General features: G+C 71.2%; 10 protein-coding genes and 1 pseudogene. 10 read left to right on the plus strand and 1 reads right to left on the minus strand.

The window, feature by feature from the left end; genetic code table 11:
* A partial coding sequence (locus GU5_RS0107390; protein ID WP_010524942.1) for a vitamin K epoxide reductase family protein occupies positions 1–599 on the minus strand: 599 nt, incomplete at its 3' end.
* Between the two features lie 562 nt (positions 600–1161).
* On the opposite strand from GU5_RS0107390, the gene GU5_RS0107395 reads away from it, so the two are divergent.
* The 10 genes and pseudogenes from GU5_RS0107395 to GU5_RS0107440 all read left to right on the plus strand — a co-directional run bounded on the left by GU5_RS0107395 (position 1162) and on the right by GU5_RS0107440 (position 13930).
* Entirely contained in the window at positions 1162–4392 is a 3231-nt protein-coding gene (locus GU5_RS0107395; protein ID WP_010524943.1) for an Rne/Rng family ribonuclease, read from the plus strand.
* Between the two features lie 284 nt (positions 4393–4676).
* Entirely contained in the window at positions 4677–4985 is a 309-nt protein-coding gene (gene rplU, locus GU5_RS0107400) for a 50S ribosomal protein L21 (RefSeq protein ID WP_029514110.1), read from the plus strand.
* A 73-nt stretch (positions 4986–5058) separates the two neighbouring features.
* A complete protein-coding gene (gene rpmA, locus GU5_RS0107405; protein ID WP_010524945.1) occupies positions 5059–5316 on the plus strand; it encodes a 50S ribosomal protein L27 in 258 nt (85 codons plus the stop codon).
* 159 nt (positions 5317–5475) lie between these two features.
* Positions 5476–7124: pseudogene (obgE, locus tag GU5_RS15910) on the plus strand (GTPase ObgE).
* Positions 7121–8305, plus strand: a complete 1185-nt coding sequence (gene proB, locus GU5_RS0107415; protein ID WP_010524948.1) for a glutamate 5-kinase — start codon at positions 7121–7123, stop codon at positions 8303–8305. The pseudogene obgE and the gene proB overlap by 4 nt, the downstream one beginning before the upstream one ends.
* 85 nt (positions 8306–8390) lie before the next feature.
* Positions 8391–9746, plus strand: coding sequence for a glutamate-5-semialdehyde dehydrogenase (locus GU5_RS0107420; RefSeq protein ID WP_010524949.1), 1356 nt, complete (start codon positions 8391–8393; stop codon positions 9744–9746).
* A 195-nt stretch (positions 9747–9941) separates the two neighbouring features.
* Positions 9942–11165 carry a mechanosensitive ion channel gene (locus tag GU5_RS0107425; RefSeq protein ID WP_010524950.1) on the plus strand — a complete coding sequence of 408 codons (1224 nt, stop codon included), beginning with the start codon at positions 9942–9944 and terminating at the stop codon, positions 11163–11165.
* 163 nt (positions 11166–11328) lie between these two features.
* Positions 11329–11514, plus strand: a complete 186-nt coding sequence (locus GU5_RS17605) for a hypothetical protein (protein ID WP_010524951.1) — start codon at positions 11329–11331, stop codon at positions 11512–11514.
* A 62-nt stretch (positions 11515–11576) separates the two neighbouring features.
* Positions 11577–12281, plus strand: a complete 705-nt coding sequence (nadD, locus tag GU5_RS14600) for a nicotinate-nucleotide adenylyltransferase (RefSeq protein ID WP_010524952.1) — start codon at positions 11577–11579, stop codon at positions 12279–12281.
* Positions 12278–13930 (plus strand): hypothetical protein, encoded by a 1653-nt coding sequence (locus tag GU5_RS0107440; protein WP_010524953.1) that lies wholly within the window; start codon positions 12278–12280, stop codon positions 13928–13930. The genes nadD and GU5_RS0107440 overlap by 4 nt, the downstream gene beginning before the upstream one ends.
* Positions 13931–13946: the final 16 nt, after the last annotated feature.

Genomic DNA, 13946 nt, shown 5'->3' on the forward strand with positions numbered 1-13946 from the left:
GGATGATGCTGACGACGACCAAGCAGGTAGAGCAGCACCATGGCCACCCACCACCAGTCGGCGAGGACCCGTCGCAGCCCGCGGGGCACGGGCAGCACTCCGTGCTCGATGTTGCGAGCGGTGACCACCACCGTCATCGGGATCACCGCCGCCCAGACGAGCATGCAGTAGGGACACAGCGCTGAGATGGCGTAGACCGCCTGGGACCAGAGCCAGACGCAGAAGCCGAAGGCGAAGAGCACTCCGACCTGCAGTCCGCCCCAGTACCAGCGCGGCAGCCGGATCCCGCCGAGAAGGCTCACCGCGATCGCCAGGATCAGCGGGAAGCCCACCACTCCGATGAAGATGTTCGGGAAGCCGAAGGTCGCCGCCTGCCAGGACCCCATGACCGCACCGCAGGAGACCCACGGATTCACATCGCAGGCGGTGACATGGTCGGGGTTCTGCCAGATCTGGACGCGCTCGTAGAGCAGCAGCAGCGTAGCCAGCGTCGCGACGGCGCCGGTGGCCAGCAGCCAGACACCCATGCCGCGGTCGCCGAAGCGACGCGGACCGGCGGGGACGGCGGGGGAGCTCTCGACGGAGGAGTCGGCTGTCATGCTCCGATTCTACGTGCCGCAGGTCCGCGGCGCGGCGGTGCGCGGCACGCCGTTCAGAGGGTCCACGATGTGGACCTTGTCGACGGTGTGCGATACTGGGAAGCATCGAGGCGCGGTCCACACCCGGGCCTCGTGGAAGCTTGACAGCCTCCGACAACTGCACAGCTGCACCGCGCAGAGGCCCGGCGACGCCGGCACCCGTCGTGGGCGAGGGCATCAGCGGCGTCCGCCGCGCCCCGAGTCCGCACGGCGCATGACGACGAGCATCTTCGAGCATCAAGATGCCGCCGCCGACACAGGCCTCCGGAGCACTTCTTCGAGCAGGCGGCGCAGCGACAGGACGAGGCCGGCAGGCGGCGCCCCGCCGTGCAGAGCGCACACCATCGACAGGTGTCAGCGCCCGGCGAGGTGACCACCGGCCAGACGGACCAGCCATGAGGATTCACCTCGGACCGCACCCACCGTGAGAGGGCGGGCGAACGCGGCCCGACGGACGACCGGACCGAACAGCCGGCGCGACGGCGAGTGTGGCGTCGTCGGCGACGGCAGGAGCAATCGACCAATGTCCCACACCGACACGACGCCGACGTCCCAGGACGCATCCGACGACCAGGGCGCGGTGAACACGCCGGCGCAGGAAACCGGCACGTCAGCCGCGGAGGAGACTCCGCAGACCCCGGAGGGCGCCGCCCAGCAGCCCGCGGAGCAGAATGAGGCGGGCGAGACGACCGAGGCGCAGGACGGCGCAGGGGCCGCTCAGGCGGCCGGCGCGCCGGCGGACCCGACCGCAGTGCTCTTCCAGGCGCCCGATCTCGAGGCCGTCCAGCCCATCCCCGCCGCCGAAGTCGCCCCGGTCGTCACGGCCGGGGAGTCCGAGGACTCGGAGGAGACCGACGGCTCCGACCCGTCCGACTCCCAGGACCGAGGCTCCGACGGCTCCGACGACTCCGACGACTCCGGGGATTCTCGGGACGGCGGCGACGGTTCGAGCAGCTCCGGCGATGAGGGCCGACGCTCCTCGCGCCGGCGGCGCCGCCGCGGCAGCCGCGGCCGGAGCCGGCAGTCCGACCAGGGCGGCGACGGCTCCCGCGGCGCCGGGAACGGGCAGGACGATCAGGACGACTCCGCCGACCAGGACGGGCGGGACGAGCAGCACAGTTCGTCCGGCGGCCGAGGCGGCTCGGGAGGATCCGACGGCGGGGAGGTCGTGCGCAAGCGGCGCCGTCGCCGGCGCGGCTCGGTCGACATGGAGGTCACCGGCGGCGAGGGCGACGACCCCGAGCACACGGTGACCCGGGTGCGCGCCCCGCGGGAGACCGCCGAGGCCGCCGCGCCGGCCGCTCCGACCAAGGTCACCGGGCTGAAGGGCTCCACCCGCCTGGAGGCCAAGCGTCAGCGCCGCAAGAACTCCCGCGATGGCGGCCGGAAGCGTCAGGTGATCACCGAGGCCGAGTTCCTCGCCCGCCGCGAGTCGGTGGACCGGAAGATGATCGTGCGCCAGCAGGGCGAGCGGATCCAGATCGGCGTGCTGGAGGACGGCGTGCTGGCCGAGCACTATGTCTCCAACACCCAGCAGGACTCGCTGATCGGCAACGTCTACCTCGGCAAGGTGCAGAACGTGCTGCCCTCGATGGAGGCGGCGTTCGTCGACATCGGCCGCGGGCGCAACGCGATCATCTACGCCGGCGAGGTCGACTGGGACGCGGCGAACCTCGACGGCAAGCCGCGCAAGATCGAGAACGCGCTGAAGTCGGGCGACTCGGTCCTGGTCCAGGTCACCAAGGACCCGGTCGGGCACAAGGGCGCGCGTCTGACCAGCCAGGTCTCGCTGCCGGGACGCTACCTGGTCTTCGTGCCCGGCGGATCGATGACCGGGATCTCGCGCAAGCTGCCCGACACCGAACGTGCCCGGCTGAAGAAGATCCTCAAGGAGCAGATGCCGCAGAATGCGGGCGTGATCGTGCGCACTGCGGCCGAGGGCGCCTCCGAGGAGGAGCTGACCAACGACATCAACCGGCTCCGGGCGCTGTGGGAGACCATCCAGTCCCAGGCCGCCGACAAGAAGATCCTCGCGCCCGAGCTGCTGTACTCCGAGCCGGACCTGACCATCAAGGTCGTCCGCGACGTCTTCAACGAGGACTTCTCCTCGATGGAGATCCAGGGGCAGGAGACCTGGGACAACGTGGAGGCCTACGTGACCTACGTGGCCCCGCATCTGCTCGACCGGCTGCACCAGTGGGACGCGGAGGACCAGAAGGCCGACGACGTCTTCGCCCATCACCGGATCGACGAGCAGCTGGCCAAGGCCCTGGACCGGAAGGTGAACCTGCCGTCCGGCGGGTCGCTGGTCTTCGACCGCACCGAGGCGATGACCGTCGTCGACGTCAACACCGGCAAGTTCACCGGATCCGGAGGCAACCTCGAGGAGACGGTGACGAAGAACAACCTCGAGGCCGCCGAGGAGATCGTCCGCCAGCTGCGCCTGCGCGACGTCGGCGGGATCATCGTCATCGACTTCATCGACATGGTCCTGGAGTCCAACCGTGACCTGGTGCTCCGCCGGCTGGTCGAGTGCCTCGGCCGGGACCGGACCAAGCACCAGGTGGCCGAGGTGACGTCGCTGGGCCTGGTGCAGATGACGCGCAAGCGCATGGGCACCGGCCTGCTCGAGGTCTTCTCCACCGCCTGCGAGCACTGCGACGGCCGCGGGCTGCACACCCACGGCGAGCCGGTCGCCCAGACCGCGTCCTACACCTCCGACGGTGAGATGCGACAGGGCAAGGGGTCGAAGAAGCGCCGCAAGGGTCGCCGCGGCGGCAAGGGCGGCGACGGCGACGGGGGCCAGCAGCCTCAGCAGAAGAAGGACGACCAGGCCGGCGCACAGCAGCAGGCCCAGCAGCAGGCCGAGGAGAAGGCCAAGCAGGAGCAGGCCCGGCAGGCCCTTGCCCAGGTGGCCGCGGCCACGGCCGAGCAGTCGGAGCAGTCGACGTCGGCGGATTCGGGACGACGGACCGACCGGACGTCCGGCGGACAGGACCGGCAGGCGGACCAGTCCTCCGGCCAGCGCGACGGCGAGGGCCGCTCCGGTCGCCGCCGGTCGCGGCGCCCGCGCCGTGCCGCACGCAGCGGCGGAGCTCCGACCCAGGCGGGGGAGGCCGCAGAGTCGGCAGAGTCCGTGTCCTCTGCGGCGGCCGAGGCGTCGTCCGGAGACGGCTCCGGCGAGGCCCCGGTGCTGACCATCGGCGGCGAGCCGGTGGAGGTGCCCCGCGGCGAGCGGCAGGGCCGCTCCACCGATCAGGGCGGGGGGCAGGAGTCGCCGGCCGACGTGTCGCTGGACTCGTTGGACGCCGCGCTCGAGTCGCGCAGTCAGGACGACTCCGCCGAGGAGAGTGTCGAGAAGAGCTCCGGGAAGAGCACCGAGGAGCGCACCGGGCAGCAGGCCTCGGAGTCGACGACGGCGGCCGCACCGGCGGCGGGGCCGAGCTCGTCCTCGTCGACCTCCGCCGCCGGATCTGACCGTCCGGCTCGGCGTCGGCGGCGCCGGGCCGCCGGCTCGGCGCAGGGCGCCGGGGGAGAGGTCCACGAGGTCTCCCGGTCGGTCAGCGGGCCGAGCACGACGTTCTCCGCCTCGGTCGGATCCGTCGCGGCGTCGTCGACGCCGGCGGAGGAGTCCGGCGCCGAGCCCACGATGTTCGGCGTCGGGGTCTCCGCAGAGAAGCTCGGTCAGAGCGACTCGACGACGGCCGCCGGAACCGACCAGACTGGCGACGAGGCGGCCTCCGGCTCCGTGTGAGTCCGGGCCCCGTCGCGGCGCCGTCCGTCGGCGTGTCGCGGCGGGCCTCCAGTTGCTGGGGCGGCAGGAATGACGTAAAGTTGATTCCTGGTGTCATCGGCACCAGCACGTCTTCTGCGCCCGGTCGCACGGACCCTCTCGGTCCCGTCCGAAGCCGCCGTTCTCCGACGCTCGGTCTCCCCCGCGAGGCCGCGGGGGAGACCGCACCGGCCACGGACCCGCAGTGCAGCCGGCCAGGTCGAGAATTTGAGTCCATATTTGTCATCGAGAGAAGTGAGTCCCAAGTGGTGTACGCGATTGTCCGCGCAGGCGGCCGCCAGGAGAAGGTTTCCGTCGGAGACCTCGTGACCCTTGACCGCGTCCCCGCCGAGGCAGGCAGCACCATCGAGCTGCCGGCAGTGATGCTGGTGGACGGGGACCAGGTCACCACCGGCGCCGACGACCTGGCCAAGGTCAAGGTCACTGCTGAGGTGCTGGAGAACGTCCGCGGCAAGAAGGTCGTCATTCACAAGTTCAAGAACAAGACCGGCTACCACAAGCGTCAGGGTCACCGTTCCGAGCTGACCCGCGTGAAGGTCACCTCGATCGCCTGAGCGACGGCCGATCGGACCGACGACGCCGGTTTCCCGTTCATCCAACCATTCCAGCTGAGAGGCAGGCAGACCTATGGCACATAAGAAGGGTGCGAGCTCGACTCGCAACGGCCGTGATTCGAACGCGCAGCGCCTCGGCGTGAAGCGCTTCGGCGGACAGGACGTCTCCGCCGGCGAGATCCTCGTGCGTCAGCGCGGCACCAAGTTCCACCCCGGCAGCAACGTCGGACGCGGCGGGGACGACACCCTGTTCGCCCTGTCCGACGGCTCCGTGGAGTTCGGCAGCCGCCGCGGCCGCAAGGTCGTGAACATCGTTCCAGCCGCACAGTGAGTGCGGCCCCGGGCGGACCTGGGTGCTGACAGCACTCCACGGCCCGGCCGGACACGAGCAGCAGAGGACGGGCCGTCGCGGTCCGTCCTCTGCTGTCTTAACAGCAGGTCCCGGCGACGCATCGCCCCGTCGCCCCGCCCCTCCCGACAGGAGAACCCCATGGCACACTTCGTCGACCGCGTCGTCCTGCACGCCGCAGGCGGTGACGGCGGCCACGGCTGCGTCTCCGTGCATCGCGAGAAGTTCAAGCCGCTCGGCGGGCCGGACGGGGCCGACGGCGGCGACGGCGGCGACGTGGTGCTGGTCGTCGACCCGCAGACCACCACGCTGCTGGACTATCACCACCGCCCGCACCGGTCGGCCGAGAGCGGCGGCGTCGGGGAGGGGGATCTGCGGCACGGCCGCCGCGGCCCGGCCCTGGAGCTTCCCGTGCCGGACGGCACCGTGGTCAAGGACCTCGAGGGCAACGTCCTGGCCGACCTGGTCGGCGCCGGTGCCCGCTGCACGATCGCGCCGGGGGGCAGGGCGGCCTGGGCAACGCGGCGCTGGCCTCGAAGAAGCGCAAGGCTCCGGGCTTCGCGCTGCTGGGCACGCCCGGCGAGCAGGCCGACGTCGTCCTGGAGGTCAAGACCGTCGCGGACATCGCCCTGGTGGGCTACCCGTCGTCGGGCAAATCCAGTCTCATCGCGGCGATGAGCGCGGCGCGCCCGAAGATCGCCGACTACCCCTTCACCACGCTGGTGCCGAACCTCGGCGTCGTCGAGGCCGGCGACGTGCGCTTCACCGTCGCCGACGTCCCCGGCCTCATCCCGGGCGCAGCCCAGGGCCGCGGCCTCGGTCAGGAGTTCCTGCGCCATGTGGAGCGCTGCGCGGCGCTGGTCCATGTGCTCGACTGCGCCTCGCTGGAATCGGACCGCGACCCGATCAGCGATCTGGACGCCGTCGAGGCCGAGCTGGCCGCCTATGCGCCCGACTCGGTCGACGGCCTCGCCGCCGACTCCGGCGCCACCGTGCCGCTGACCGAGCGGCCGCGGCTGGTCGCGCTGAACAAGACCGACCTGCCCGACGGCGAGGCGATGGCCGGGCTGGTTCGCGAGGAGCTCGTCGCCCGCGGACACCGCGTCTTCGACATCTCCGCCCTCGACCGCGGCGGACTGCGCGAGCTCGGCTTCGCCATGGCCGAGCTGGTCGCCGAGGCTCGTCAGCGGCGCGAGACCGCACCGGCCCCGGTGCCGGTGACCGTCCGCCCGAAGGCGGTCGACTCCAAGCCCTTCACCATCACCCGCGAGGAGAAGAGCGGCGAGCCGCTGTTCCGCGTGCGCGGGGCCAAGCCCGAGCGCTGGATCCTGCAGACCGACTTCGGCAACGACGAGGCCGTCGGCTATCTGGCCGACCGGCTCGAGCGCATCGGCATCGAGGACGAGCTGTTCAAGCAGGGTGCTCGTCCCGGGGATGCAGTGGTCATCGGCGGCGACGACGCGGTCGTCTTCGACTGGGAGCCGACCATGGCCGGCGGGGCCGAGCATCTGGGCGGTCCGCGCGGCACCGACATGCGCTTCGAAGAGCGCAGCCGGCCCACCCGCGAGGAGAAGAAGGCCGACCAGCAGGCTCGTCGGGACGCGCGGGCGGCCACGCGGGCGGAGATGGCCTCGGAGTACTCGCTGCAGGGCGCCGGCGACGTCGAGGAGGACCAGGTCGAGATCGTCTACACCGAGGGCGATCCCGACGAGGGGCTGGAGGACGCCGGCGAGGTCCATCCCGAGGACTGGGATGACGAGGCCGACGGATCCCGCGGAGACCGCCGATGAACGCCGGCCGGCCCGCAGCTCGGACGGCCGGGCTGACGGCCTCGGTGCTGACCGGACAGGCCGACATCGGCCGCGCCCGCCGCCTGGTGATCAAGGTCGGCTCGTCCTCGCTGACCACGCTGGACGGCGGGATCTCGGTGGAGGCGCTGCAGCGGCTGGTCGACGACGTGCAGTCGCTGCGCGCCCGCGGCACCGACGTCGTGCTGGTGTCCTCGGGGGCCATCGCCGCCGGGCTCGCACCGCTGGGGCTGCACACCCGCCCGCATGACCTGGCCACCCAGCAGGCCGCCGCCGCCGTCGGGCAGGGAATGCTGCTGGCGCACTACACGCGCGCCTTCGCCGCGCATGCCACCACGGTCTCGCAGGTGCTGCTGACGGTGGAGGACCTGATCCGACGCACGCACTACACCAACGCGCTGCGGGCGGTGGAGAAGCTGCTCAGCCTCGGGGCGGTGCCGGTGGTCAACGAGAACGACGCCGTCGCCACGCATGAGATCCGCTTCGGGGACAACGACCGGCTGGCGGCGCTGACGGCGAATCTGGTCCGCGCCGACGGGCTGGTGCTGCTCTCCGACGTGGACGCCCTGCACGACGGCCCGCCCGATCAGGGCGGGCGGCCGATCCCGCGGATCGACGACGCCGCCGACCTGCAGGGCGTGACCCTGGGCCGCCGCGGCAAGGCCGGCGTCGGCACCGGGGGCATGGTCACCAAGGTCGAGGCCGCCCGGATCACCGCCGACAACGGCATCCCGGCGGTGCTGACCTCGGCCTCGCAGGCCGGCCGGCTCTTCGCCGGCGAGACGGTGGGGACCTTCTTCACCGCCCGTGGTCGGCGCCGTGGGGCGCGATCGGCCTGGCTGGCGCATCTGGCCCATGTGAAGGGACGGCTGACGGTCGACGACGGCGCCGTCGCCGCGGTCGTCCGCCGTCGCCGGTCGCTGCTGGCCGCCGGGATCACGGCGGTGACCGGGGAGTTCGAGCCCTCCGATCCGGTGGAGATCGCCGGGCCCGACGGAACGGTGCACGCCCGTGGTCTGGTGGCCTTCTCCTCGGCCGAGCTGCCGGGGATGCTCGGTCGGTCGACCGCCGAGATCGTGCGGCTCTACGGAGAGGACCACCAGCGCGAGGTCGTCCACGCCGACGACATGGTCCGGGTGGCCGCCGGGCCCGCCGAGGACTGAGGGAGTCCGTCGTCGGAGATGTCCGCACTGCGGACGTCCTCGTCGCGTCCTCCCGGATTGTTCAACAGTCCAGTAGGCTGGGGGCATGAGTGACGAGACGCACGAATCCGCCGCACAGGGTGCGCAGAGCACGCCGGGCGGCACGTCCGACGTCGGCGCGGCGATCGCCGAGGTCAGCCGGGATGCCCGCCGTGCCGCCCGCGATCTCGCCCTGCTGGACCGTGAGCAGAAGGACCGCATCCTCGGCGCAGTCGCCGCCGGGCTGCGCGAGTCGGTCCACGGGCTGCTGGCCGCCAACCAGGAGGACCTGACCCGCGGACGCGAGTCCGGGCTCTCCCGGGCGCTGCTCGACCGGCTGGCTCTGGACGAGGGACGCGTCGAGAAGCTCGCCGGCGCCGTCGAGGCCGTCATCGGGCTCGACGACCCGATCGGCCGGGTCGTGCAGGGCCGCACACTGCCCAACGGTCTGCGGCTGGCCCAGCAGACTGTGCCGCTGGGCGTGCTGGGCGTGATCTACGAGGCCCGTCCGAACGTCACCGTCGACATCGCCGCCCTGGCGCTGAAGTCGGGCAACGCCGCCGTGCTGCGCGGGGGATCCGCCGCCGCGCGCACCAACGAGACCCTGCTGGCGATCATCCGCACCGCGCTGCGCGACACGGGATCCCCGGCGGAGGCCGTGCAGTCCATCGACCCCCACGGGCGTGACGGCGCCACCGAGCTGATGACCTCCCGCGGCTCGGTCGACGTGCTGATCCCGCGCGGCGGCCGCGCGCTGATCCAGCACGTGGTGCAGAACGCCCGAGTGCCGGTGATCGAGACCGGCGAGGGCAACGTGCACGTCTTCGTCGACGCCGGCGCGGATCCGCGCACCGCCCGCGACATCGTGCTCAACTCCAAGACCCATCGCCCCAGCGTCTGCAACTCGGCCGAGACGCTGCTGCTCCATGCCGAGGCCGAGGAGGCCGGCCGCGAGACGCTGCGGGCGCTGCTGCGGGCCGGCGTGGACCTCCATGTCGACGAGCGCGCCCGGCGGTGGCTTCCCTCCGGGGACCCGACGGACTCCGTCGACGGGCAGCCGATGGGCGAGGTGCATGCGCTGACGCCGGAGGACTACGGCACCGAGTTCCTGGACCTGCAGATGGCCGTCGGCGTCGTCGACGACGTCGACCGGGCGATCGAGCACATCTCCGCCCACTCCACCGGTCACACGGAGGCGATCGTCACCGACTCGGTGGCGCACGCCGACCGCTTCGTCGCACGCGTCGACGCCGCGTCAGTCATCGTCAACGCCTCCACACGCTTCACCGACGGAGGGGAGTTCGGCCTCGGCGCCGAGGTCGGCATCTCCACGCAGAAGATGCACGCCCGCGGGCCCATGGGCATGGCGGAATTGACGACGACGAAGTGGGTCGTGCGCGGCGACGGCCAGGTGCGTGCCTGACCAGTCGCCCCCCGCGTCCCGGTCGGTCCGAGCCCGACGGACCGGGACGACGCGCGGCTGAGCAGGACGTTCCGTCCGAAGAATCTCCTGGAAATGCGTCTTCCATCTGTGGACCCTTCCTCATCAAATGGGTAGCGTGTGTGATATCGGCCACGCCGCCGGCGGGCTGAGAAGCGCATTATTGAAGGAGTAATCATGGACTTGGGCAACTACGATTGGCTCGGGCTGGTCGAGAAGATCATCATGGCCGTCGTCATCCTGCTCGTGACATGGATCATCGCCAGTGTGGTCAAGTGGGCCATCTCCAAGCTCGTCTCCCGTGTGGGCTTCCTGCAGCGCGGCGGCGGAGCTGACGGGCAATCGCTGGGCTCGGCGATCGGCCAGATCGCCTCGCTGGTGATCTGGCTCTTCGGGCTGATCGCCGTGCTCCAGCTCTTCGCCCTGGAGCGGGTGCTGCAGCCGGTGCAGGATCTGCTGGCCGCAGGGCTGAGCTTCCTGCCGAACATCATCGGCGCCGGCTTCGTGTTCTTCATCGGCTTCGTGATCGCGAAGATCGTCAAGCAGCTGATCGAAGCGACGCTGGGCCGGGTCAACTTCGCCGGACTGGTGGGCCGGGCGAAGGCCGCCGCTGACAAGACCGCCGAGAGTGCCGGCGTCGACGATTCGTCGGCCGGGGCGGTGCCGTCGGCCGCGGACGCCGAGGCCAACCGCCGCATCACCGGTGTGATCGGCAACGTCGTCTTCGCGGTCATCGTGATCGTCGTCGGCATCAGCGCTCTGCAGATCCTGGGCATCGAGGCCGTCTCCGAGCCGGCCACTCAGATGCTGACGCTGATCCTGGACTTCATCCCGCTGTTCATCGCCGCCGCCCTCATCCTGGCCGTCGGCGTGGTCATCGCGAAATTCGTCGGCGACCTGCTCGGCTCGGTGCTGAGCTCCATCGGCACCGACCGTGCCGCCGCCAACCTGGGCATCGAGCCCGGATGGACGAGCGTCTCGTCCATCCTGTCGCGGATCGCCCAGGTCGGCATCGTGCTCTTCTTCGGCATCATGGCCGCCCGCACGCTGAACTTCCCCGAGATCACCGCCATCCTCAACGAGGTCCTGGAGCTCGGCGGCCGGGTCATCTTCGGCGCGGTGATCATCGGTGCCGGCTTCTTCATCGCGAACCTGCTGGCCCGGCCGGTCGGCGAGGGCACGCCGAGCACGATCATGCGCTACGGCACCCTGGCCCTCTTCGTCGCCATGGGCCTGCAGTACATGGGCATCGCGGACTCGATCATCAACCTGGCCTTCGGCGCCGTGGTGGTCGGCGGGGCGCTGGCCGCTGCGCTGGCCTTCGGGCTGGGCGGCCGGGATGCCGCCGCCCGCACCCTCAACAAGGTGGAGAGCGGCTCGAGGGCGGACTCCGCGAGCTGAACCGCCCGGGCCCGCGCGGCGGGCCCGGAGCCCGTGCACACGCGTCGCGACAGGGGCCCTGTCGCCTCCGGCCACACCGGTCCTCGCCGGTGAGCCGGTGGGCGACAGGGCCCCTGTTTCGCGTAGACTTGCCCTGATCCGAGTCGACCGTCGAGGGAGAGGCATGCTGAATACGCCCATCGCCGCACTGCTGGCCGAAGCGTCCGAGGAGCACGGGGGAGAGCTGTTCATGCCCGCCCCGTGGTTCGGCATCATCATGTTCGCGCTGCTGATGAGCATGCTGCTGATCACGGTGTCCTTCTCCAGCAAGGGACGTCAGTTGCCGGCCAAGGAGCACGAGGACCACTGAACGCCGCACCGCAGGCCGCCGCCACCGCCGATGCCGGACGTCGTCGACTCCGTCTGGGGATCATGGGCGGCACCTTCGACCCCATCCATCACGGCCACCTGGTGGCCGCCAGCGAGGTCGCCAGCGAGTTCGCCCTCGACGAGGTCGTCTTCGTGCCCACCGGGCAGCCCTGGCAGAAGGCCTCCCGCCAGGTGACCCCGGCCGAGCACCGCTATCTGCTGACGGTGATCGCCACCGCGGCGAACCCGCGGTTCACCGTCTCCCGGGTGGACATCGACCGCGGCGGCAAGACCTACACGATCGACACGCTGCGCGACTTCCGGCGGCTGTACCCGGAGGCGGAGCTGTACTTCATCACCGGCGCCGACGCCATGGCCCAGATCATGTCCTGGAAGGACGTCGAGGAGCTCTGGGAGCTGGCGCACTTCGTCTCGGTGACCCGTCCGGGCTACGTCTCGGAGGACTTCGGCCGCACAGACCAGATCTCGTTGGTCGAGATCCCGGCGATGGCGATCTCCTCGACCGACTGCCGCGAACGGGTCAGCCACAGCAAACCGGTCTGGTACCTGGTGCCCGACGGCGTCGTGCAGTACATCGCCAAGCACCGGCTCTATCAGCAGGACGACGACGGTGCGGTCCGCGGGGCCGCCGCCGACCAGCTCCGCCCCGCCTCGCACGGCGCCGCCGGACGAGCGCCGGCCCGACGTAGCATGGAGCACAGCCAGGGTCCAGGGACCCCCGAGAGTCCGCAGGAGGCGAGCAGATGAGCGCAGAGGACGCGGTCCATCCCGAGCCGAGGAGCACCGGTGACAACGCCGAGGCGACGTCGATCGCGGGGGAGGAGCAGTCGGACGATCTCCGCGCCCAGTACCTGCCGGTCTCGCGCCGGGAGCTCCGGCGTCGACGCGAGGCCCAGCGCAAGGCCCGTCGTGGACGGCCGGGGAGCGGAGCGGCTCAGGCCGCCGCGTCCGAGGGCGCCGCGGCGGCGCCCCGAGACGACGCCCCCGAGACCGCCGAGACGACGGGGCGTCTCGAGCTGCCTCGCCCGACGCACGCGGCCGAGGACGAGGTGCCCTCTCCGGAGGCGACCGAGAATTCCGCTGAGGAGGCCGCCGAAGAGCGGGCCGTCGTCGACGCGTCTGCCGAAGCGGGAGAGGAGTCCGCCGCGACTGTCGCGCCCGACGTCCCGAGCGACGAGGACGTGACAGAGGACGAGGCGGGGACCTCCGTCGACACGGCGGCTGAAGCCTCCCCGTCGGCGACGGCGGCCGAGGATCCGGACGTCGACTCCGGCGATGACGCCGAGACCGACACTGATGAGGCCGATGAGGCCGATGAGGCCGATGAGGCACCATCTGATGCGGACGGCGAGGCCGACGACGGCGACGAGGACCTTCGTGAGGATCTCGACGTCTCCGACGAGGGTTCCGAGGACGCCGACGAGCTCGAGACGCAGATGGGGGAGGGCCCTGCTGCGACGAGCACCGAGTCGATGCCCGAGGAGCCCCGGGAGCCCCAGCAGCCCCAGGCGGTCGACGACGCGGACGAAGCCGTCCGGGCTGCTGACACGATCGAGGACGACACGACGGAGGACGTGGAGGACGCCGACGACGAGGCGGAGGCGCCTGCCGCCTCCGACGAGGCGACCGACGCCGAGGGCTCGGCCCGCCATGCTGAGTCTGCTGAGTCTGCCGAATCCGCTGAATCCGCTGAGTCTGCCGAGTCCGCAGAGTCTGCCGAGTCTGCTGAATCCGCCCAATCCGCCGAGTCTGCCGAGGAGCCCGCGGCAGACTCCGAGGACGTCTCCGACGAGGCCTCTGGCGGCTCGGACGATGCCGAACCTGCCTCGGAGGCGGACTCCGCACAGGACTCGCCGTCGGACGCCGACGAGCTGCCCCCCGTGCCCGCCTCCCGCAGGGGTCGTCGACTGCTCCGCGAGACCGGCCAGATGCCGGCGCTGGACGCGGAACGGATCGCCGAGATCGACGCGCTGACCGACGAGATCACCTCCCGTGCTCCGAGCGACCCGAATGCTGTCGACCCTGAGCTGCTGAAGAAGCAGCAGGCCATGGCCGCGAAGGCCATGCAGGCCAATCAGGAACGACGGCGCCTGGAGCTGGCGGAGCAGGAGAAGGAGCAGGAGCGCCGCCGGCAGGAGCGCCCCGAGTCCGAGGTCATCACTCGCAAGACCCTGCGCGCCTATGCCGAGGCGGATAACCCCGACCCGACCGACGTGGCGACCGGAGAGATCGATCCGGTCGAGGCCAGCGGCGCCCACGGCCTCGAGATCGACGAGATGGTCGAACAGACCTCTCGTCAGGCGAGCCGCCAGTCCGCGATGCTGTGGCTGGTCATCGCCCTGAGCGTGCTGCTGCTGATCGCCGTCGGCGTCGTCCTCTACACCGTCCTGTCGTGAGAGAGAGCTGTACTTC

It is taken from the genome of Nesterenkonia sp. F, assembly GCF_000220985.1.
Lineage (GTDB): Bacteria > Actinomycetota > Actinomycetes > Actinomycetales > Micrococcaceae > Nesterenkonia.